This window comes from Clostridium peptidivorans (genome assembly GCF_900205925.1).
GTDB classification, from domain to species: Bacteria; Bacillota; Clostridia; order Clostridiales; family Clostridiaceae; genus Clostridium_AK; species Clostridium_AK peptidivorans.
Window position 1 is genome coordinate 145,223 of sequence record NZ_OAOD01000003.1, and the last position, 23,336, is coordinate 168,558.

Below are 23,336 nucleotides of genomic sequence, written 5' to 3' on the forward strand. Positions count from 1 at the left end.
CATTAGAAGCTCTTTATTTCTGAATTTAAAGCAACGTTAAGAATTTTCTACTGTCTGAGCGACAGCGAGTTTAGAAAATTTAGGTGGTTTAAATTCATAAATATTAGAGCTTCTTTGCGCAGTGAACGGCTTCTTAAATGCAAATCCCATACGAGAGGGTTTAACATTACTTTAAAATATCACATTTTTTTTCAAGGGAGTTGATTGAAAATGAAAAAGGAACTTTCATTATACATACATATACCTTTTTGTAAGCAAAAGTGCCTTTATTGTGATTTTCCGTCCTATTGTGGAGAAGAAGCCTTAATGGATTCTTATGTAGACGCTTTATGTAAGGAAATTGACAATTTAGGAAATTATAAATTTAACACTATATTTATTGGAGGTGGGACTCCTTCTTATTTAGAAATAAGGCATTGGGAAAAATTAAAGTGCAGTATAGATAAGCTAAATAAAAATGAAAGCTTAGAGTTTTCTGTGGAAATAAACCCAGGTACTGTAAGTAAAGAGAAACTTTGTATTTTTAAGGGGATGGGAGTTAATAGATTGAGTATAGGTCTTCAAGCATGGCAAGATGAGCTACTCGAGGGCATTGGAAGAATACATAAATTAAATGATTTCTTGGAAACATATAAAGAGGCGAGAGCACTTCGTTTTAATAATATAAATATAGATTTAATGTTTGGACTTCCAAATCAAACATTAGAACAGATAAATGAAACATTAAGGGAAACAATAAAATTAAATCCTGAGCATATATCTTGCTATAGTTTAATAATCGAAGAAGGAACTCCGTTTTATACTAAATATGAAAATGATGAGTTGATTTTGCCAAGTGAAGAAATGGAAAGAGAAATGTACTCAAAGATTAAAAAAAAATTGGAAGAAAAAGGATATGAACAATATGAAATATCTAATTTCTCAAAGTTAGAAAAAGAATGCCGACATAATTTGGTGTATTGGAATTTAGATGAGTATATTGGCTGTGGAGCATTTGCTCATTCATATGTAAATCATCAAAGATACAAAAATGTAGAAAGTATAAGAGATTATATAAAAAAAATAAATAGCAATGAGGAAGTTAAATTAGAAATTCATCATAATACTTTAAAAGATGATATGGAAGAATTTATGTTTATGGGACTCCGAAAAATAAATGGAGTAAATATAGATGAATTTCAAAAGAGATTTAATAAAAATATATATGATATTTACGGAAAAATAATAGATAAATATTTAAAAGATAAATTACTTATATTAAAAGATAATAAATTATATCTATCTCCTAGAGGAATAGAGGTTTCTAATATGATTATGAGCGATTTTATGTTAACTGTTTAAAGTAAGATTAATAAATATTAGGAATAAGGAAGAGATTTTCAAAGGAATATAGGTAAAAATTAATTTATAAGGGATAATTACCTATATTTCTTTAATATTTAAAATTAAATTAGTTTGACAAATGATTTCGATAATGATATTTTTTAATCATAGCAATTAGCACTCAACAAGAGTGAGTGCTAATAAAAGAGGTGATATTATGGAAATGGATGAGAGAAAAATAAAAATACTTCAGGCTATAATACTTGATTATATAGATACAGCAGAGCCTGTAGGTTCCAGGACCATAGCTAAAAAATATGATTTAGGTATAAGTTCCGCTACTATAAGAAATGAAATGGCTGATCTTGAGGAAATGGGATATTTAGAGCAACTTCATAGTTCTTCAGGAAGAAAGCCTTCTGATAAGGGATACAGGTTATATGTAGATAAATTAATGCAGGTTTCACGTGTAACTTATGAGGAAGAGGAATTTATAAAAAAGCATATAATAAAATCTACACTGAACGAAATAGATAAGGTCATAAAAGAGGCATCATATTTGCTTGCGGAGCTTACAAGACTTACATCAATAGTAAAGGCACCATCATTTAGAAAAGGCAAGATTAAATCCATACAGCTTATACACATTGATAATATTAATATCTTATCAGTAATTGTTATAGATACAGGGATAATAAAAAATAATTTAATAAGAATGACAAAACCTGTAGATACAGAAGTATTAGTTAAGATTAATAATTTATTGAATATAAGATTAAGCAATTTAAGTATAGAGGAAATTAATTTAGAAGTTATAAATAATTTAAGAAATGATTTATTTGGCTATGAAGATATATTTAATACTATTATGCCAGTCATATATGAGAGCTTAAATAGTATGGAGTCTTCAGATATTTATTTTGAGGGAACTACAAATATATTTCATTACCCTGAATACAATGACATACAAAGAGCTAAGGAATTCTTATCATTAATTGATAATAAGAAAAAAATAAATGACTTAATAAATTCTACAGAAAGCATAGACATTAAAATTGGAGGAGAAAACTTTTTAGAAGATGCTAAGGAGTGTAGCATAGTTTCTGCAGTTTATAGCATCGGAGGTCGTCCATTGGGCTCTATAGGAGTAATAGGACCAACGAGAATGCCTTATGATAAAGTTATCTCTATTTTAGCAGCGGTTGTGAATGAATTAAACAGAACTCTTACAGATGACTATACAAGATAAATTAGGTTTAAATTACCTTAATATAAAAGTAAGAAACGGAGGCATTTAAATGGAAGAAATTAAAAAAGATAATTTGAATAATAAAGATAAAGCATATCCAGAAGATATGAAAATGGAAGAGTCCTTAGAAGAAGCTGAAATAAAAGAGGATAAGGAATTTGAGGAAATTGAGGAAGAATTTGAAGGGGAAAGTATAGAAGAATTGAAAGAAAAAAATTCTAACATTTTAAATGAGAATAATAAACTAAATAATGAATTAGAAACATTAAAAGAAAGGCTTTTAAGAACAATTGCAGAGTATGATAATTACAGAAAAAGAACTTCTAAAGAAAAAGAAGGAATATACACAGATGCCTGCAGTGATGTTTTAAAATATATGCTTCCAGTACTTGATAACTTAGAAAGAGCTGTAAGTGCTGAAGGAAGTTTTGAAGATTTAAAGAAGGGTGTTGAAATGACACTAAAACAATTTAAAGGATCCCTTGAAAAGCTAGATGTGGATGAAATTAGTGTAGATGATGGATTCGACCCTAATTATCATGAAGCTGTAATGCATATACAAGATGAGAACTATGGTAATAATGAAATAGTGGAAGTATTTCAAAAGGGATATAAAAGAGGAGATAAAGTAATAAGATATAGTGTGGTAAAAGTTGTTAATTAAAATTTAAATAGAATTCTATTTAATATTCATATATAAAAATATTATATTGTTTGATTTATAAGGAGGTAAAAAATATTATGGCAAAGGTAATAGGTATAGACTTAGGAACAACAAACTCTTGTGTAGCAGTTATGGAAGGTGGAGAACCTGTAGTTATAACAAATGCAGAAGGAGCTAGAACTACACCATCTGTTGTATCTTTTCAGGCTAATGGAGAAAGACTAGTAGGACAGGTGGCTAAAAGACAGGCTATAACAAATCCTGATAAAACTATAATTTCTATAAAAAGACATATGGGAACAAATCATAAGGTTAATATAGATGGAAAAGATCATACTCCTCAAGAAATTTCAGCTATGGTACTTCAAAAATTAAAAGCAGATGCTGAAGCATATTTAGGAGAAAAAATAACACAGGCAGTTATTACAGTACCTGCATATTTTAATGATAGCCAAAGACAGGCAACTAAAGATGCAGGAAAAATAGCTGGACTAGAGGTTTTAAGAATAATAAATGAGCCAACAGCTGCAGCTTTAGCATATGGTCTTGATAAGATGGATACAAATCACAGAATATTTGTTTACGATTTAGGTGGCGGTACATTTGACGTATCTATACTTGAACTTGGAGATGGAGTATTTGAAGTTAAATCCACTAATGGTAACACAAAACTTGGTGGTGATGACTTTGATGAAAGAGTTATGAATCATATAGCAGATACATTTAAGGCGGAATATGGTATAGATTTAAGAAATGATAAAATGGCTCTTCAAAGATTAAAGGAAGCAGCAGAAAAAGCAAAGATAGAATTATCTTCATCAATGCAAACTAATATAAACTTACCATTTATCACTGCAGATGCAACTGGTCCAAAGCATATAGATATGAACTTAACAAGAGCTAAATTTAATGAATTAACTCATGATTTAGTAGATGCAACTATAGAACCAATGAAAAAAGCTCTAAGTGATGCTGGATTAAGTATGGGTGAGGTTGATAAGGTAATACTTGTAGGTGGATCTACAAGAATACCAGCTGTTCAAGAGGCTGTTAAAAACTTTACTGGAAAAGAGCCTTCCAAGGGAGTAAATCCAGATGAATGTGTTGCAGTTGGTGCAGCTATACAAGCTGGAGTTTTAACTGGAGATGTAAAAGATGTATTACTTCTTGATGTTTCTCCATTAACACTTGGAATTGAAACTTTAGGTGGAGTTGCAACTGCGTTAATAGAAAGAAATACAACTATTCCAACAAGGAAGAGTCAGGTATTCTCTACAGCTGCAGATGGTCAAACTTCTGTTGAAATCCACGTAGTTCAAGGTGAAAGACAAATGGCTGGAGATAATAAGACTCTTGGAAGATTTACTCTTTCAGGAATAGCACCAGCACCAAGAGGAATTCCACAAATAGAAGTTACATTTGACATTGATGCTAATGGTATAGTTAATGTTTCCGCTAAGGATAAGGGAACAGGAAAAGAAGCTAATATTACAATTACAGCTTCAACTAATTTATCAGAAGATGAAATAAATAATGCTGTTAATCAAGCAAAACAATATGAAGAAGAAGATAAGAAGAGAAAAGAAGGTATTGAAGTTAGAAATAATGCAGACCAAATGGCATATCAAACTGAAAAAGCATTAGCTGACTTAGGAGATAAGGTATCAGCAGAAGATAAATCTAATATTGAAGCAAAGCTTAATGCTTTAAAAGAAGTTAAAGATAAAGAAGATTTAGAAGTAATCAAAAAAGCTACTGAAGATCTAACACAAGCATTTTATGCGGTTTCATCTAAGATGTACCAAGGAGCACAAGGTGCAGAAGGTGCAGGATTTGATCCAAACATGGCTGGTGGAAATCCAGGTGCTGGAGCAAATGGTCCAAAGGATGATAATGTAGTAGATGCAGATTATAAAGTAGAAGATGACAAATAGTATATAAGTGACATATAATATAAGAGTAAATTATAATTTAATTCAGATGGGGAGTATTCTCCATCTGAATATTTATGTTACATGATTTATGGAAATTTTTGATTTCGATATTTCAATTCGTTAAAGGTGGTAAAGGTATGGCTAAAAAAGATTTTTATGAAATATTAGGACTTCAAAAGGGCGCAAATGAAGAAGAGATAAAGAAAGCCTTTAGAAAACTAGCAATAAAATATCATCCTGATAAAAATCAGGGAGATAAAGAAGCAGAAGAAAAGTTTAAAGAAATAAATGAAGCATATCAAATACTTTCTGATCCGCAAAAAAAAGCTCAATATGATCAATTTGGAACTACAGACTTTAATGGTGGGGGATTTGATGCTTCAGGATTTGACTTTTCAGGCTTCGGAGGATTTGGAGATATATTTGATTCATTTTTTGGAGGCTTTGGTGGTGGAGGTAGAAGAAGAAATGGACCTCAAAAAGGTGAAGATGTAGAATATGCTATAAATTTAACTTTTGAAGAGGCAATGACAGGGGTAGAAAAAGAAATAAATATAACTAAGAGTGAAACTTGCGAAACCTGTAATGGAAGTGGGTCTAAACCAGGAAGTCATTCGAAAACTTGTACTAAATGTGGAGGTACAGGTCAAGTTAAGGTTCAAAGAAATACTCCACTTGGAAGCTTTGTAAGTGTAAATACTTGTGATGAATGTAACGGCAAAGGTACTATAGTTACAGATCCATGTCAAGAATGTAAAGGTAGAGGTATATTAAGAAAATCTAAAAAAATAAAAGTTAATATACCAGCTGGAGTCGATACAGGGAATGTTATTCCTATAAGAGGACAAGGAGAAGCAGGTGTAAATGGTGGTCCTCCAGGAGATTTATATGTTGCAATAAGAGTAATGCCACATCCATTCTTTAAGAGAAAGGGAGATGACATATACGTAGATACACATATAAGTTTTGCTAAAGCTTCACTTGGAATAGAACTTAAGGTGCAAACTATTGATGGAGAAGTTAAATATACTGTCCCAGCAGGAACTCAGCCAGGTACAGTATTTAGATTAAAAGGAAAGGGAGCTCCTCATGTAAATGGTAGAGGAAGAGGAGACCAATATGTCAATGTAGTAGTTGATATACCTAAATCTTTAAATCAAAAACAAAAGGAAGCACTAGTTGCTTATATGGAAGCTAGCGGTGAAATAAAGAGTTCTGAAAAAGAAGGATTTCTAAAAAAATTCTTTAAATAAAAATGCTATATCAAAGGAAATTGCGTGGCAATTTCCTTTTTTGCATTTAGTCTCTAGCATCTAATCTCTAATTTTGCCGAAATGAATGATTTTCGTAAACGCAAATCACATACGGGATATTCAACATTGTCTTAAAATTTCTAGTGTTTGTTTACTTTAAAAATGTAGGTCAATAATGTATAATTGATAAGTGATTTAGGATAATAAAAATTGGAGGGTATTTTATGCATAATGAAGATAAAGATTGGTTAGAAGTAACCGTTATAACTAGCAGTGAAGCTATGGAAGCAGTGACTGGAATAATGTATAATACAGGAGTAAAGGGAGTTTCAATTGAGGATCCTGAAGATATAGAATATAAGAAAAACCATCCTGGAGATTGGGATTATTTTGATGAGACACTACTCGCTGTAAAGGATGGTGTTGTAATTAAAGGATACTATAAGGATGATGAAAGTTTTGAAGAATATATATCATACATAAAAGAAAGCATAGATAATTTACATACATATGGAATAGACAAGGGAAAAGGAATAGTTACTGCAACTAAAGTAAATGAAGCGGATTGGGAAAATAATTGGAAGAAGTATTATAAGCCTACCAAAATAGGACAGAAAATAGTGGTAAGACCTATATGGGAAGAGTATAATGCAAATTCAGAAGAAGTAGTTATAGATTTAGATCCGGGTATGGCATTTGGTACAGGAACTCATGAAACTACCCGCATGTGCGTGAAAGCTTTAGAAAAATATGTTAAAGAGGATTCAACAGTTTTTGATATAGGAACAGGTTCGGGAATACTTGCTATTGCTGCAGCAAAACTTAAAGCTAAGAAGGTTATAGGTGTTGATTTAGACCCTGTAGCTGTAAAATCTGCTAAAGAAAATGTAGCACTTAATAAAGTAGATAATATAGAAATACTTCATGGAAATTTAATGGATGTAGTTGATGGAAAAGCAAATATAGTAGTTGCTAATATAATAGCAGATATTATAATTTTTTTAACTGATGAGGTAAAAAGCTTTATAGAAAAAAACGGATATTTTATTTCATCCGGTATAATAAAAGATAGAAAAGAAGATGTAATGAATAAGTTAAAGACAAGTGGATTCGAAATAGTAGAAGAAAATACTGAAGGAGAATGGGTTTGTATCGTTGCAAAACTTAACTAAGGAGTGTTGAATTTGCATAAGTTTTTTGTTCCTAAAGAAAATGTAAATGTGCATCAAGCTGTGATTGAAGGCGAAGATGTAAAGCATATATATAAAGTATTAAGGCTTGAGTCAGGAGAAGAAGTAAGTATTAATAATTGTAATGGAGAAGAGTACTTAGGTGTAATAGAGGAAGTTAATAAAAGTCAAGTAATAGTAAAGATTAAAGAAAAGCTTTCTGTAAATAACGAAGCTCCTATTAATGTTTTCTTATTCCAAGGATTGCCTAAATCCACTAAAATGGATTTAATAGTACAGAAAAATTGTGAACTTGGGGTAAGGGAAATAACACCTATAATTACAGATAGAGTAGTTGTAAAAGGCGAAATCGGGCAATTTAAAAAGGTAGATAGATGGGTAAGAATTGCATTAGAGGCAGCAAAACAAAGTAAGAGAACTATTATTCCAGAAGTAAGAGAACCTATAGAATTTGATGAAGCATTAGCTGAGTTAAAAGATATGGACTTGGTTATAGTGCCTTATGAAAATGAAAAAGGACATGGAGTAAGAAAAGTAGTAGACAGCATAAGTAAGGGTGAAGTTAAAAATATAGGTATTGTAATAGGGCCAGAGGGTGGATTTGAGGAAAGTGAAATAGAAAAGCTAAACAATATAGGAGCTTTTATAGTAACCTTGGGACCTAGAATACTTAGAACTGAAACAGCGGGGTTTGTAGCTGCATCTTTAATTATGTATGAATTAGGAGATTTAGGAGGAAACATTTAATGAGAGTTGCATTTACTACCTTAGGTTGTAGAGTAAATCAATATGAAACAGAAGCTATGACAGAAAAATTTATAAAATCAGGATATGATTTAGTAAGCTTTGATGAGTGTGCTGACGTATATGTTATAAACACATGTACCGTTACTAATATGGGAGATAAAAAGTCCCGTCAAATGATAAGTAGAGCTAGGAGACTCAATGAAGAAGCTGTCATAGTAGTTGCTGGATGCTATTCTCAAATTGCACCAGATAAGGTGGCTGAAATCCCAGGAGTAGATATAGTAGTAGGTACTAGGAATAAAGGAGAAGTAGCAGAACTCGTAGGAAAGTTTTTAGAGGAAAAAAGTCAAATTGTAGAAGTGGCGGATGTTCTTAGAAATAACATGTTTGAAGAATTAAATATAGAAGAATATCAAGATAAAACAAGAGCTTTTTTAAAGATTCAAGATGGATGTAATAGATTTTGTTCATATTGCTTAATTCCATTTGCAAGAGGAGCAGTATGCAGTAAAAATCCTGAAAAGGTAATAGAAGAAGTGCATAGACTTGCAAGTCATGGATTTAAAGAAGTTATTTTATCAGGTATACATATAGCCTGCTATGGAGATGATATTGGAGAAGGATGGAATTTAGTCAAATTATTGGAAGAAATTAATGAAGTGGATGGAATAGAAAGAGTAAGAATAGGATCTATAGACCCTCAATTTTTCACAGAAGGTATAATAGAAAGACTTTCTAAGTTAAATAAACTTTGTCCACATTTTCATTTATCTCTTCAAAGTGGATGTGATGAAACTTTAAAAAGAATGAATAGAAGATATACTATAAAAGAGTATAAGGATATAGTTGAAGGATTAAGAAAGTCTATTGTTGATGTTTCTATAACTACAGATATAATAGTAGGATTCCCAGGAGAAACGGAAGAAGAATTTAATAAGACTTATAAACTTTTAAAGGATATTAAGCTTTCTAAGATGCATATATTTAAGTTTAGTCCAAGAACAGGGACTAAGGCAGAGCATATGCCAGATCAAGTAGATGGAACTATAAAAGATGAAAGAAGTACTAAATTAATAGAATTAAACAAACAAAATGAAAAAGAATTTATGGAAAAGTTTGTTGGAAGAACCTTTAAAGTGCTTTATGAGCAGAACTTTAACGGAAGCGATGATTTGTATGAGGGATACACTCCAAATTATATAAAGATAGTATCAAAATCTGGAGCTCAAATAGATGGAAAGATATTAGATACAAAAATTCTCGAAATAAAAGATGATTATAGTATTGGAAATATTATGTAGATTAAGATATAATAAAGGAAACATCTCAGTTTACTGAGAGGTGCCGATTTATAACGAAATTATTAATCCTATAAATCATGTAGGAGGTGAAATCATGGAGAACTGTATATTTTGCAAAATTGTGAAAGGGGAAATACCTTCACAAAAGGTATATGAAGACGAGAAGGTTTTAGCATTTAAAGATATTAGCCCTGAAGCGCCAGTACATGTGATTGTAATTCCCAAAAATCATATAGCAAGCGTAAATGAGCTTACAGAAGAAAATAGTGATATAATATCTCATATATTTATGACAGTAAAAGATATAGCACAAAAGCTTGATCTAGCTGACAAAGGATATAGAGTTGTTACTAACTGTGGAAAAGATGGAGGGCAAACAGTAGAGCATATTCACTTTCATTTATTAGGAGGAAGAACTCTACAGTGGCCACCAGGCTAAAAAGATTTCAAACATTAAATGAAATTGTTGACAGTATCTTAAATAGTATTATATAATAGAATATGTGCTATGCGACCCACGAATTACCTGTTCAATTTTTTAAATTAAATTGAAATAGCGGAGGGAGGGAAATCAATGTCAGAAATAAAAGTTGGAGAAAATGAATCACTAGAAAATGCATTAAGAAGATTTAAGAAAAAATGCGCTAGAGCTGGTGTTCTTTCTGAAGTAAGAAAAAGAGAACATTACGAAAAACCAAGCGTAAAAAGAAAGAAAAAATCAGAAGCTGCTAGAAAGAGAAAGTTTAAGTAATATTTCTTTTGAAAGAAGGTACTATTATGGCCCTAAAAGAAAGACTACAACAGGATTGGAAAGAAGCTTTAAAGTCGGGTAACAAATTTAAAGCAAATACTATTAGTACAGCTAGAGCAGCTATACTACTAGTTGAAAAGACTGATGGAAGAATTCTTGAAGATGATGAAATCGTCGATATTTTAGCTAAAGAAGTTAAACAAAGACGTGAGGCTATGCTTGAATTTGAAAAAGGAAATAGGCAGGATTTAGTTGATAGTGTAAAAGCAGAAATTGAAATCTTGTTAAGTTACCTTCCTCAGCAATTAACTAATGAAGAAGTAAGAATTATCATTTTACAGGTAATTGAAGAAGTTGGAGCAAATAGTATAAAAGATATGGGCAAAGTAATGGCCGTAGTTGTGCCTAAAACTAAGGGTAGAGCAGACGGGAAAGCTGTTAGTGAGATAGTAAAAGAGCTTCTAAATAAATAGAATTAACATAAAGGCTGAGGTAACTCAGCCTTTTTTTACATATATAAATCATAACCTTCTCTTAACATTCATAAATTAATATGAAAGTATTTTTAGGAGAAAGATATGGAGGAAAGAATAGATAAAACTAAAAATGAACTAGCTGAAAGGCTGGATTTACCAAGAGATATAGTGATGGATTTTCCTAAAATAATAATAACAGGGGACAATGAGATAATAATAGAAAATCATAAAGGAATAGTTGTTTTCGATGAAAAGCAGGTTAAAATTAAATCAAGGGTTGGATTGGTGTGTATATATGGTAGAGATTTTGAAATCCCTTTCTTAGGTGGAAGTACTATAACACTTAAAGGGAAATTTAAATCGGTAGTGTATGAAAAAAATGAGTAAAATAAACTTAGAAAATTATAAGAGAAGTAGCATTGAAATTGAAGCCCAATCCTTAAATATTGAAAAATTTATAAATCTGCTTTGGAAAAATAACATAGGAGTAAAAAATATAAGAAAAAAGGATTTGACAACTGTATCTTTAGAAGTCTCCTTAAAAGATTATCTCAAGGTAGACAAAATATCAAAAAAGACGCATACTAAATTAAAGGTAATCAAAAGAAAAGGAATTGCATTTTTATTTATAAGGATAAGAAAAAGAAATGCACTGATTTTTGGTACAGTGCTTTTTATGTGTATATTGTATTACTTATCTACTTTTATATGGAAAATAGACATAGTTACAGAGAAGAAACTTTCGCCATATGAGTTAAGAAGAGAACTTACAAGTTATGGAGTAAAAGAAGGAATTAGGAAAAAGAATTTAAATATAGGAGATATAGAAGAAAAGTTAACAAAAAACAATGACGAAATTTTGTGGGTAAGAGTTAGAGTAGAGGGATCTGTACTTAAAGTTGTAGCAGCGGAGAGAGCGACTCCTCCAATGATTGTACAAGAAACCACTCCGGGCAATTTAGTAGCTATAAAAGACGGAGAGGTAGTAAGAGTGTATACTACTTCAGGCACGGCTTTAGTAAAAAAAGGAGATGTAGTTAAAAAGGGTCAGCTTCTTGTAAAAGGGGAACAAGGAAGAGAAGGGAATATCTATGAAGTACCTGCTAAAGGCCATGTAATAGCAAGAACCTTTTATGAAGATGTAAAAAAGATACCACTTTTTGAAAAGGTAAAAGAAAGAACGGGAAATAGAGTAAAAAACATATATGTATCAATAGGAAATAAAAAGATATTTTTAAAAAAGGAAATGAATAACTTTTCAAATTATGATAAAATAATAAGTAAAAAAGGTTTTTTAATAACAGAAGAATGCTTTGAAATTCAAGAAAAAAACAAAGCTATTAATAAAAAGAAAGTAATAGATAATTATTCTAAGGAAATGATAAATAAAATTAAAGAGTCTTTAGATAAAAATACTGAAGTAGTAGATGAAATTGTAGAAGACAAAGCAGAAAGTGATTATATAATTCTTAGAGTTCTTGTTGTAGGAGAAGAAAATATTGCATCACAAGAGAAAAAATAATTAACATTCAAAAGGATGGTAATTTATGGTTAAAATTAATTGGAGAAATTTATATAAGAATAAGAATACAAATAGAATAGCAATTTTCTTTTGTATTTTTATTTTTATATATTCTGTATTAGTAACATCTCTAGTAACACAAAAGTATAATTTAAAAGAAGGGGATATAGCTAAAGTAGACATAAAGGCACCAAGAGAAATTATAGATGAAGTTGCAACTAAGACTAAAATACAGCAGGCACTAGAAGCAGTTCCACTTCAATATAATAAAAATCCTGAAGTTAAAACTCAGGTATTAAGTGATATTAATGACTTACTTAATAATGTGTATACTTTGAAGGATAGTGTGTATGAAGATGGTGAAAAAGTAAATAAATTAAAGGGGACGTCTAAGATTCCGTTAGAAGAGGAGGACTATTTATCTTTAATATCCTTAAGTAAAGAACAAATTAAAATAATACAAAGTTTTTTAACGAGTATGATGTCTGAACTTTATGACAATGTCAATATAAGTGATAACAAGCAAAAAAGTAATCAAGAAGATATAAAAAAGGCTCAAGAATTTATAAATATAAAGGTGAATTCTTCAACACTTCCAAAGAAAGCGCTAAAGAATTTAGTTATATCAATTGCATATAAGGAAATTAAGCCTAATTTTTTTTATAATGAAGAAAAGACTGAAGAGCTTAAAAATGAAGCTAGGAAAAAGGCACCTGTTGTTATAAAGAAAGATCAGACAATAATTAAAGAGGGAGAGCCGGTAACAAAGATACAGTTAGATATTCTAGAGAAATTAGGGCTTTTAAATACTAAGGATAGCCATAAATTTTATGTATATTTAAGTTTAGGTGTATTCGTATTTTTAATATTATCTTTACAGTGGTTTTATGCATATAAGTTTAAAAATGAAATATATGAAGATAATAGTAAAATTATATTAATTGGTATATTGAATTGTTTAACTGTTGCTATTGCAAGAGCGCTTAATATTCAACCATTTTTAATCCCATTTGCCTTTATACCTATGATTACTACTTTACTGGTAGGTAGAAAAGTGTCTTTAATAATAAATGGTTTTAATTGTGTATTTATAAGTTGTGCTGTGGGATTTAATGCTGAAATTACTTTGCTAACTATAGTTAATGTAATACTTGGATCCGTAATACTTAGGAAAATGCAGCAGAGAAATGATATTTTGTATTGTTCTTTATATATAGCGGTAATAAATGTTATCTTTGCATTTTCTTTAGGATTAGTTTTAAGTGATAATATAGCAGAAGTGGCTAGAAAGACATCCTTTACTTTAGCAGGAAGTATAATTTCTGGTGTTCTTACTATAGGATTTTTACCTTTCTTTGAAAGTACTTTTGACATAGTTACCACTATAAAGCTTTTAGAACTTTCTAATCCAAATAATCCCTTGCTTAAAAAGCTTTTGATGGAGGCTCCTGGTACTTATCATCATAGTATTTTAGTTGGGAACTTATCAGAAGTCGCAGCTGAGGAGGTTGGAGGAAATCCAGTACTTGCAAGAGTAGCTTCTTATTACCATGATATAGGAAAGATAAAAAGGCCATATTTTTTTAAGGAAAATCAAATAGGAAATGATAATCCACATAATAAAATTTCACCAAATTTAAGTACGCTTATAATAACTTCTCATGCAAAGGATGGGGAGGAATTAGCTAAGGACTATAAGATACCTTCAGTTATTCAAGATATTATAAAGCAGCATCATGGTACAACTTTAGTAAAGTATTTTTATCTAACTGCAAAAAATTCTAGTGAAAACCCAGATGAAGTGAATGAAGAAAATTTTAGATATATTGGGCCAAAACCTCAAACTAAAGAAGCAGCTATAATAATGCTTGCAGATAGTACTGAGGCAGCAGTTAGATCTATAAGCGAACCAACTAAAGGTAAAATAGAAGAAATGGTAAATAATATAGTTAAAGCAAGATTAAATGAAGGTCAGTTAGATGAATGTGACTTAACTTTAAAAGAAATAGAAAAGATAAAGAAAACCTTTGTAAAAGTACTGATGGGAATATACCATCAAAGGATAGAATACCCTACAGATAAGTGGGATAATAAAAGCAACGGGAGTGATAAAAGAAAATGATATATATAGAAAATGGTCAAGATAAAATAGAAATAAATAAGGAGTTAGAAAATACTATAGAAAGTATAATAGATTATGCGTTAAAAGAAGAGGAAGTAAATATAGATTATGAAGTAAGTGTTATTTTTGTAGACAATGAAGAAATAAAAGAAATAAACATGGAAAACAGAGGAATAGATAAAGAAACAGATGTCCTTTCCTTTCCTATGCTTGAGTACACTGAGGGAAAGGTATTTAAGGAAATGTATAAAGGACATAAGTTTTCACCTATATATTTAGATGATGGAAAGCTGGTACTTGGAGACATAGTTCTTTCTTTAGAAAAAGCATTAGAGCAAAGTGAAGAATACGAGCATTCTTTTTTAAGAGAAACTTGTTATTTAACAATACATTCTGTGCTTCATCTTTTAGGATATGATCATATGGAAGAAGAAGAAAAGTCAGTTATGAGAAAGAGGGAAGAAGAAATATTAAGTAAGTTCCAATTATCAAGATAACATACTAAAAGTAGGTGCTTGAATGAAAAGTGTAAAAAAGTTATTAGATAGCTTTAATTATTCAATCGAAGGTATATTATATGCAGTAAGAACTCAAAGAAATATGAGAATACATATGATAGCAGCTCTTGTAGTTCTCACTATTTGCTTTTTCTATGATATAAGTAAGACAGAGCTTTTAATAATACTTTTATCAATTACCATGGTAATAACTGCGGAGCTTATAAATACTGCTATTGAGGCTTCTATAGATGCTACAACCAATTATTATCATCCTTTAGCTAAAATTGCGAAAAATGTAGCGGCAGGAGCAGTTTTAGTTACTGCTATAAATGCGTTAGCAGTGGGATATATTATATTTTGGAGCAAACTTGTATATATAAATTTTATGGTGATTAATAAAATTAAAAATTCTAATCCATATACTATATTCATAATTTTTATTATTGTAATTATAAGCACTTTAATTGTAAAAGCTATATTTGGGGAGGGAACTCCATTAAAGGGAGGAATGCCAAGTGGCCATAGTGCCATATCCTTTTCTATAGCTACCATGATTGCACTAATAACTGAAGATGTTGAAGCTATAATTTTAAGCTTTTTTTTAGCAATAATTGTTGCTCAAAGTAGAGTAGACTCAGAAGTTCATTCAATTATCGAAGTTATAGTAGGAGCGGTGTTTGGAACGCTAATTACATTGTTATTATTTAGAGTTTTTGGGTAAACTAATGTTTAGATATTAAAGGGAATTAATTTAATATTTTATCAATTAAATTGTAATCAAATAAAATGATATAATTGTGTAAGAACTAAGATTGGAAATTGGAGGGATGATGAAAGTGAAAGGGGAATATAGTAAATTAATTGAAGAAGCTATAAGTGCTAGAGAGTTTGCATATGTACCTTATTCTAACTTTAAGGTGGGAGCAGCAGTTCTTATGGAAGATGGAAGTATATATTCAGGATGTAATATAGAAAATGCATCTTTTGGAGCTACTAATTGTGCAGAAAGAACAGCCATATTTAAAGCTATTTCTGAAGGTAAAAAAGAAATAAAAGCTCTAGCTGAAATTGGAGATGTAAAAACTTATACAATGCCTTGTGGAATATGCAGACAGGTAATTAGTGAATTTATTTCTGAAGATATAGATGTAATTTTAATAAAAGATAAAAATGATTTTGTAATAAAAAAGTTTAGTGAAATATTCCCATTATCATTTTCTAAAAAAGATCTCAACAAGTGAAGGAGGATATATGTTTAAATCAGGATTTATAACAATAATAGGAAGACCGAATGTAGGAAAGTCAACTTTACTAAATCATATAATGGAGGAAAAACTGTCTATTGTATCTAGTAAACCACAAACTACAAGAAATAATATTCAAACTATACTTACGGATAAAGAATCACAAATAATATTTGTAGATACTCCAGGAATTCATAAACCAAGACATAAGCTTGGAGAATATATGGTAAATGTAGCTACAGATGCTTTAAAAGAAGTAGATGTAGTACTTTTCTTAACTACTCCAGAAGGGGAATTTGGAAAAGGAGATGAATATATATTAAATCAGCTTGAAGCAGCAAAGGTACCTGTATTTCTTGTAGTAAATAAAATAGATGAAAATACTCAAGAGAGGGTAGCAAAGACATTACAAATTTACTCAGAAAAATTTAAGTTTGCAGAAATCATTCCTATTTCTGCAGCTAAGGGGAAAAATGTAGACAAATTAATGGAACTTGTAAAAAACTATATTCCAGAAGGACCTATGTATTATCCAGAAGACATGATAACAGATCAACAGGAAAGATTTATAGTTGCTGAAACAATCAGAGAAAAGGCTTTAAGACTTTTATCAGAAGAAGTACCTCATGGAATAGGTGTAGATATTATAACTATGAAAAAAAAGGAAAATGGGGCATATGAAATAAATGCAGATATGCTTTGTGAAAAAGATTCACACAAAGGAATAGTAATAGGTAAAAATGGGGAAATGTTAAAAAAAATAACTCAATATGCTAGACAGGACTTAGAAACATTTTTACAATGCAAAGTTTATTTAAAGATTTGGGTAAGAGTTAAAAAGGACTGGAGAGATAATAATATAGTATTAAGAGAATTAGGATATAAGTAGCAAGGAGATGATTTTCTGGCTATATTTCAGACAAGAGCACTAGTACTTAAAACTCAAGATTACAAGGAATCAGATAGATTGGTTTGGTTTTATACAGAGAAGCTAGGAAGAATTTCTGCTATAGCTAAAGGTGCTAAGAAAAATAGAAGTAAGTATTTCTCAAATACTTTAACATTTACATATGGTGATTATATACTTTATAAAGGAAAAAGTATGTATACACTAAATGAAGGCACTATTATAGATTCTTTTCAAGGTGTTTTAAGTGATTTTGACACTATATCCTATGCTTCATATCTTTGTGAACTTATAGATATAAGCATGGCTGAAGAAGAAAGTAACAGGGAACTTTTTAAAGAACTTGTAACAGCTTTTTATCTTATTAAAAATAAGGCTTGTGATTTGGAAACCTTAGCTAGGGTTTTTGAAATGAAGGTGCTAAAAGCTACAGGATATGGACTTAATTTACATAAGTGTTCTATATGTAAAGAACCAATAAGTTCATCAAATTATATTAATATTCAATATCTTGGAGGAGTATGTAGTAAGTGCCAAAAATTAAATGGTATGAGGGTAAGCCCTGCAGCTTATAATATTATTAAATATCTAAATAATTTAACACTGGAAAAATCCTATAGAGTAACAATACCTTCTAATTTAAAAGAAGAAATTGAAAAATTTTTAGGAGCTATTATAGCTCAAAGCTATCTTAGAAAACCTAAGAGTTTAGAAACATTAAACTTTATTAAAAGGAGTGAAAAAAGTGAGTGAAATAACTTTAGAAAAAATTGATATTGTAAGAGACAGAACTGGAGTTAGCTATGCTGAAGCAAGAGAAGCTTTGGAAAAATGTGAAGGAAACGTAGTAGATGCATTAATATTTATTGAAGAAAGTAAAAAAGCTCCAAAGGAAAATCTATATACTAATAAAGATGAATTTATAAAATGGTTAAAAGATCTTATAAGTAAGGGAAACGTTACTAGAATAAAAATAAAAAAGGATGATAAGGTATTATTAGATATTCCAGTAACTGCTGGATTGGTAGTGGCTATACCAAGTTTAATCTATTCACCACTTATTACTTTAGGAGTATTCGCAGCAGCTTTAACACAAATTACTATAGAAATAACTAGAAAAGATGGAACTGTTGAAGTAGTTAATAAAATATTAAAATCTACTGTAGAAGATGTAAAAGAAAAGGCTCAAAATGCTGCAGCTAAAGTACAAGATAGTGCATTAAATGTAAAAGATAAATTTACTGGTGAAAAAAGTAATACTAATGGCGAAAATAATAATATATACACATACACAGTTGACTTTGAAGAAATAGACGAGGAAAGTAGCTCGGAAAATAAGGAAAAGCAATAAAAAAGGTCAGCAGAAAAAATCTGCTGGCTTTTAGTTTTAAAGGTAAAATAGTTGAATAAAAAATGCATATTTGGTAAAATTTATTTAATGAGTATTTTTGTAATATATATACTAAAATTTAAGACTTTAATATTTTAAGATTATTTTAAATGCGAAGTTATGTGTAAATAGAAAACAAAATGCTTAAAACATTAAAAAAAAATAGACACATATAAATAAAAGTGTTATACTATTTATGAATTAAAGGGAAATAATACATATAATTATTGGTTATGTGTGAAAGAGGGTGAAATAAATTAAACTATCACAAAGACAAGAAGAAATTATTAAGTTAGTAAAGGAACATGAGCCTATAACTAGTGAACAGTTAGCAGGTAAATTAAGTGTGACTAGGGCAGCATTAAGACCAGATTTAGCTATTCTCACCATGACAGGAATTTTAGAAGCAAAGCCAAAGGTAGGATATATATATTCCAGGAAACCCTCTTATAGCTTGGTTTATGACTACATAAGAAACATACAGGTAAAGGACGTAATGGGAAGTCCTGTAGTTGTTAATGAATCTACCATGGTTTATGATGCTATAGTAAATTTATTTTTAAATGATGTTGGGACACTTTTTGTAGAAAATAACGGATTGCTTGTAGGTGCAGTTTCAAGAAAAGACTTTTTAAAGTCTGCTATGGGAGGAACTGACATGCATAAGATACCTGTAGGTATTATAATGACTAGAATGCCTAATATAGTGTTTGTAAAAGAGGAAGATAGCGCTTATGAAGCAGCTATAAAAATTATAGAGCATGAAGTAGATAGTTTGCCAGTTGTAAAAAAGGCTGATGACAATGATAAAAAAGAAGCTTATAAAATAATTGGTAAAATATCAAAAACTAATATCACAAAACTTTTAGTTAAAATGGGAGAAAGCTCATAAAAAGAATTTAAGGAGTATACTAATAAACTCTTTAATATAATAAATATAATAAATAGATAAATAAACATACAAAAGGGGTTGTTTTATAAATGGAAAGCAAAAAGTATGTATACCTGTTTAACGAAGGCAATGCCTCAATGAAAAATTTACTTGGTGGAAAGGGTGCTAACTTAGCAGAAATGACTAATTTAGGTATACCTGTACCACAAGGTTTTACAGTTTCTACGGAAGCTTGTACTAGATATTATGAAGATGGTAAAAGAATATCTGATGAAATAGTAAATGAAATTTCTAATGCTATGGCAAAACTTGAAAATGTTACAGGAAAGAAATTTGGGAGCTTAGAAAATCCTCTTCTTGTATCCGTAAGATCCGGAGCAAGAGTTTCTATGCCAGGTATGATGGATACAATTTTAAACCTTGGTTTAAATGATAATACGGTAGTAGCTTTAAGTAATTTAACTAATAATGAAAGATTTGCATATGATTCTTATAGAAGATTTATACAGATGTTTTCAGATGTAGTTATGGGAATAGATAAAAGAAAATTTGAAGATATTTTAGATGAAGTTAAGGAATCCATAGGAGCTAAATTTGATACGGATTTAAAGGCATCTGATTTAAAGGAAGTAGTAAAAAAATATAAGGCTTTATATAAAAAGGAAATGGGAGAAGATTTCCCTGAAGATCCTAAAGCTCAGTTAATAGAAGCAGTAACTGCAGTATTTAGATCTTGGGATAATCCAAGAGCCATTGTATATAGAAGATTAAATGATATTCCAGGAAGCTGGGGTACAGCAGTTAATATTCAAAGTATGGTATTTGGTAATATGGGAGATACATCAGGTACAGGTGTTGCATTTACTAGAAATCCTGCTACTGGTGAAAAAGAAATCTTTGGTGAATATCTTATAAATGCTCAAGGTGAAGATGTTGTTGCAGGAATTAGAACACCTCTGCCTATAACTAGATTACAGGAAGATCTTCCTGAATGTTATAAAGAGTTTATGGATATAGCTAATAGATTAGAAAATCACTACAAAGACATGCAGGATATGGAGTTCACTATTGAACAGAGTAAACTATATTTCCTTCAAACAAGAAATGGTAAGAGAACAGCTCAAGCAGCACTAAAAATAGCTGTTGAAATGGTAGAAGAAGGACTTATAACTAAAACAGAAGCTGTACTTAAAGTTGACCCAAAGCAGCTAGATACATTACTTCACCCAAACTTTGATGCACATCAGCTTGAAAATGCTAAGGTTATAGCCAAAGGACTTCCAGCTTCTCCAGGAGCAGCTTGTGGAAAGGTGTATTTCACAGCTGAAGATGCAAAGGCACATCATGAATTAGGTGAAAAAGTTGTGCTTGTAAGAAATGAAACATCTCCTGAAGATATAGAAGGAATGATTGCATCAGAAGGTATACTTACTGTAAGAGGAGGTATGACATCTCACGCTGCAGTTGTGGCTAGAGGTATGGGAACTTGTTGTGTTGCAGGATGTGGAGAAGTAGTTGTACATGAAAGTACAAAATGCTTTGAAGTTAATGGAGAAATATATAAAGAAGGAGATTATATATCCTTAGATGGAAGTACAGGATATGTATATGGTCAGGCAATTAAGACTGTAGCTCCTGAAATAAGCGGATATTTTGGAATATTTATGTCATGGGCAGATGAAATAAGAGCTATGAAAGTTAGAGCAAATGCAGATACTCCAAGAGATGCAGCTCAAGCAGTTAAGTTTGGAGCTGAAGGTATAGGACTTTGTAGAACAGAGCATATGTTCTTTGATGAAGATAGAATTCCAGCAGTAAGAGAAATGATAGTATCAGAAACAGAAGAACAAAGAAGAAAGGCTTTAGATAAGCTTTTACCAATGCAAAGAGAAGACTTTATAGGAATTTATGAGGCTATGGAAGAAAGACCGGTAACTATAAGATTTCTAGATCCACCACTACATGAATTCCTTCCAACAGAAGATGAAGATATTGAAGAATTAGCAAAGGATATGGGAATAACATTCCAAACATTAAAATCTAAAGTTGAATCTTTACATGAATTTAACCCAATGATGGGCCATAGAGGATGTAGACTTAGCGTATCATATCCAGAAATCGCGGAAATGCAAACAAGAGCCGTTATAGAAGCAGCTATAAAAGTTAAAAAAGATAAGGGCTTCAATATAGTTCCTGAAATAATGATACCACTTGTAGGCGAAGTAAAAGAACTTAAATATGTAAAAGATATAGTTGTAAATATTGCAAATTCTATAATACATGAAGCAGGAGTGGACTTAAAGTATCATGTAGGTACAATGATAGAAATCCCAAGAGCAGTTATAACTGCAGATGAAATTGCAAAGGAAGCAGAATTCTTCTCATTTGGTACAAATGATTTAACACAAATGTCATTTGGCTTCTCAAGAGATGATGCTGGTAAGTTCTTAAACGATTATTATGAAAAGAAAATATATGAGTTTGATCCATTCCAAAAACTAGATCAAAAGGGAGTAGGAAAACTTGTAGAAATGGCTTGCGAATTAGGTAAAAAAGCAAGACCAGATATCAAGCTTGGAATATGTGGAGAGCATGGTGGAGATCCATCTTCAGTGGAATTTTTCCATGAAACAGGATTAAATTATGTATCTTGCTCGCCTTATAGAGTCCCAGTGGCAAGGCTTGCAGCAGCTCAAGCACAAGTAAAAAATCCTAGAAAATAAAGTTATTAAAAAGCTAAGTCCTAAATATTTAGGACTTAGCTTTAATTTAGTGTAGCTTCAAATTTGTCTTCTATATATTTCCCAAATTCATAGACAAATTTACAGTGTTCTTCAGTTTTATTTACAGATTTTTTTAACAATGTAAAGAAGGAAGTTTTATTACATTTCTTTATATTGTTATAATAATCTCTAGAAATTTTCCAATATTTTTGTGGAAAGCTTAAATATGATAAAATATACTTATACTCATCTAAATTTAAAGGGCGCATTTTTTCATACATATTTAAACATTTTATACACAAATCAAAGTTCCATCTAGTTTTATCACGTTTTAGTATTCTTCTTAAAAAATAAGATATATCATGAACACAATAGTCCATCTTACATTTATCAAAGTCTATTACCCAAATAGAGTTATCTTTATCAAATATTATATTCTTATTTACGTAATCTAGATGGCATAAGGAAATACCTAAATTCTTAAAATTTATACTATTGCATACAGAAAGTGAAGTTTTAGCAAGTAAAAAGTTGTCATTAAAATTTTGAAGAAATGATCTTGAAAAATTATCCTTATATCTAAATGCGTTATTTGAGCACTTTAAAAGATCACCAAAATGTTTAGATGTAGCTAAAGTTGTATCTTCAAATTCGGAGCGCAAATTACTTCCTTTGATAGGTTCAAAATTTATTGTACATCTGTGCATTTTTCCGAGATTTAAGGCGGAAAGCAAAGTATCTGAGTCATTGTCATAACTACATTTGCGTCCTTCAATCCAATCTGTCAATATAAAAAGCATGTCATTGTAATTTACAAACCTACTTTTATTGTATGTAGGTAGCACTCTAGGAACAAGTACATTATGCCTATAAAGCCATTCTATAGATGAATATACAAATAATAAATCTTCTTTATTAAAGTAAACTTTTTTAAGACAATAATTTTTATCTGTATCTGAAACTTTATAAACAGCTCGTTGTTTATCTGTATCTTTAAACTTTACCCTCTCAACAAAGCAATTTTCAAGGTTATAATAAGGAAGTACGTATTTTTTTATATTTTCTTCGGATAATAAATCATAACTATATGTTGAAGCCATACTTGGCATATAAACACTCCTTATCTATTCATCTATTATAATGATATT

Annotated in this window: 23 protein-coding genes; 22 read left to right on the forward strand and 1 reads right to left on the reverse strand. The window is 30.4% G+C overall.

The window, feature by feature from the left end; all coding sequences use genetic code 11:
• The first annotated feature begins 210 nt into the window (after positions 1-210).
• The 22 genes from hemW to ppdK all read left to right on the forward strand — a co-directional run bounded on the left by hemW (position 211) and on the right by ppdK (position 22,188).
• Positions 211-1,341, forward strand: coding sequence for a radical SAM family heme chaperone HemW (gene hemW / locus CRN98_RS03935; protein ID WP_097026114.1), 1,131 nt, complete (start codon positions 211-213; stop codon positions 1,339-1,341).
• 205 nt (positions 1,342-1,546) lie between these two features.
• Positions 1,547-2,572, forward strand: a complete 1,026-nt coding sequence (gene hrcA / locus CRN98_RS03940; protein WP_179631924.1) for a heat-inducible transcriptional repressor HrcA — start codon at positions 1,547-1,549, stop codon at positions 2,570-2,572.
• A 49-nt stretch (positions 2,573-2,621) separates the two neighbouring features.
• On the forward strand, positions 2,622-3,236 hold the full coding sequence (gene grpE / locus CRN98_RS03945; RefSeq protein ID WP_097026116.1) for a nucleotide exchange factor GrpE: 615 nt from the start codon (positions 2,622-2,624) through the stop codon (positions 3,234-3,236).
• 77 nt (positions 3,237-3,313) lie between these two features.
• Complete coding sequence (gene dnaK / locus CRN98_RS03950; protein WP_097026117.1) at positions 3,314-5,170, forward strand: molecular chaperone DnaK; 1,857 nt, start codon at positions 3,314-3,316, stop codon at positions 5,168-5,170.
• 137 nt (positions 5,171-5,307) lie between these two features.
• A complete protein-coding gene (dnaJ, locus tag CRN98_RS03955) occupies positions 5,308-6,423 on the forward strand; it encodes a molecular chaperone DnaJ (RefSeq protein WP_097026118.1) in 1,116 nt (371 codons plus the stop codon).
• 224 nt (positions 6,424-6,647) lie between these two features.
• On the forward strand, positions 6,648-7,595 hold the full coding sequence (gene prmA / locus CRN98_RS03960) for a 50S ribosomal protein L11 methyltransferase (RefSeq protein WP_097026119.1): 948 nt from the start codon (positions 6,648-6,650) through the stop codon (positions 7,593-7,595).
• 12 nt (positions 7,596-7,607) lie between these two features.
• A complete protein-coding gene (locus tag CRN98_RS03965) occupies positions 7,608-8,360 on the forward strand; it encodes a 16S rRNA (uracil(1498)-N(3))-methyltransferase (protein WP_097026120.1) in 753 nt (250 codons plus the stop codon).
• Entirely contained in the window at positions 8,360-9,661 is a 1,302-nt protein-coding gene (gene mtaB, locus CRN98_RS03970; protein WP_097026121.1) for a tRNA (N(6)-L-threonylcarbamoyladenosine(37)-C(2))-methylthiotransferase MtaB, read from the forward strand. The genes CRN98_RS03965 and mtaB overlap by 1 nt, the downstream gene beginning before the upstream one ends.
• A gap of 94 nt (positions 9,662-9,755) precedes the next feature.
• Complete coding sequence (locus CRN98_RS03975; protein WP_097026122.1) at positions 9,756-10,100, forward strand: histidine triad nucleotide-binding protein; 345 nt, start codon at positions 9,756-9,758, stop codon at positions 10,098-10,100.
• A 135-nt stretch (positions 10,101-10,235) separates the two neighbouring features.
• Positions 10,236-10,412 (forward strand): 30S ribosomal protein S21, encoded by a 177-nt coding sequence (gene rpsU, locus CRN98_RS03980; protein WP_010292600.1) that lies wholly within the window; start codon positions 10,236-10,238, stop codon positions 10,410-10,412.
• A 26-nt stretch (positions 10,413-10,438) separates the two neighbouring features.
• The gene (locus CRN98_RS03985) at positions 10,439-10,885 is read left to right on the forward strand and encodes a GatB/YqeY domain-containing protein (RefSeq protein WP_423237080.1); all 447 of its coding nucleotides are present in this window, start codon (positions 10,439-10,441) and stop codon (positions 10,883-10,885) included.
• Positions 10,886-10,990: 105 nt separating this feature from the next.
• Positions 10,991-11,275: a sporulation protein YqfC gene (gene yqfC / locus CRN98_RS03990; RefSeq protein ID WP_097026123.1), complete on the forward strand. Its 285-nt coding sequence runs from the start codon at positions 10,991-10,993 to the stop codon at positions 11,273-11,275.
• Positions 11,268-12,410 (forward strand): sporulation protein YqfD, encoded by a 1,143-nt coding sequence (yqfD, locus tag CRN98_RS03995; RefSeq protein WP_242960819.1) that lies wholly within the window; start codon positions 11,268-11,270, stop codon positions 12,408-12,410. The genes yqfC and yqfD overlap by 8 nt, the downstream gene beginning before the upstream one ends.
• A 25-nt stretch (positions 12,411-12,435) precedes the next feature.
• A complete protein-coding gene (locus CRN98_RS04000) occupies positions 12,436-14,532 on the forward strand; it encodes an HD family phosphohydrolase (protein WP_097026125.1) in 2,097 nt (698 codons plus the stop codon).
• Positions 14,529-15,029, forward strand: coding sequence for an rRNA maturation RNase YbeY (gene ybeY / locus CRN98_RS04005; RefSeq protein ID WP_097026126.1), 501 nt, complete (start codon positions 14,529-14,531; stop codon positions 15,027-15,029). The genes CRN98_RS04000 and ybeY overlap by 4 nt, the downstream gene beginning before the upstream one ends.
• A 22-nt stretch (positions 15,030-15,051) precedes the next feature.
• The gene (locus tag CRN98_RS04010) at positions 15,052-15,753 is read left to right on the forward strand and encodes a diacylglycerol kinase (RefSeq protein WP_097026127.1); all 702 of its coding nucleotides are present in this window, start codon (positions 15,052-15,054) and stop codon (positions 15,751-15,753) included.
• A gap of 115 nt (positions 15,754-15,868) precedes the next feature.
• Positions 15,869-16,273 carry a cytidine deaminase gene (locus tag CRN98_RS04015; protein WP_423237081.1) on the forward strand — a complete coding sequence of 135 codons (405 nt, stop codon included), beginning with the start codon at positions 15,869-15,871 and terminating at the stop codon, positions 16,271-16,273.
• A 10-nt stretch (positions 16,274-16,283) separates the two neighbouring features.
• Positions 16,284-17,165 (forward strand): GTPase Era, encoded by an 882-nt coding sequence (era, locus tag CRN98_RS04020; protein WP_097026129.1) that lies wholly within the window; start codon positions 16,284-16,286, stop codon positions 17,163-17,165.
• A 15-nt stretch (positions 17,166-17,180) separates the two neighbouring features.
• On the forward strand, positions 17,181-17,936 hold the full coding sequence (gene recO / locus CRN98_RS04025; protein WP_097026130.1) for a DNA repair protein RecO: 756 nt from the start codon (positions 17,181-17,183) through the stop codon (positions 17,934-17,936).
• The gene (locus CRN98_RS04030) at positions 17,929-18,534 is read left to right on the forward strand and encodes a DUF4342 domain-containing protein (protein WP_097026131.1); all 606 of its coding nucleotides are present in this window, start codon (positions 17,929-17,931) and stop codon (positions 18,532-18,534) included. Before recO ends, CRN98_RS04030 begins: the two co-directional genes overlap by 8 nt.
• Before the next feature lie 295 nt (positions 18,535-18,829).
• Complete coding sequence (gene ccpN / locus CRN98_RS04035; protein ID WP_097026132.1) at positions 18,830-19,465, forward strand: transcriptional regulator CcpN; 636 nt, start codon at positions 18,830-18,832, stop codon at positions 19,463-19,465.
• An 89-nt stretch (positions 19,466-19,554) separates the two neighbouring features.
• On the forward strand, positions 19,555-22,188 hold the full coding sequence (gene ppdK / locus CRN98_RS04040) for a pyruvate, phosphate dikinase (protein ID WP_097026133.1): 2,634 nt from the start codon (positions 19,555-19,557) through the stop codon (positions 22,186-22,188).
• A 41-nt stretch (positions 22,189-22,229) separates the two neighbouring features.
• On the opposite strand, the gene CRN98_RS04045 is transcribed toward ppdK, so the two are convergent.
• Positions 22,230-23,297, reverse strand: coding sequence for a CotS family spore coat protein (locus tag CRN98_RS04045; RefSeq protein WP_097026134.1), 1,068 nt, complete (start codon positions 23,295-23,297; stop codon positions 22,230-22,232).
• Positions 23,298-23,336: the final 39 nt, after the last annotated feature.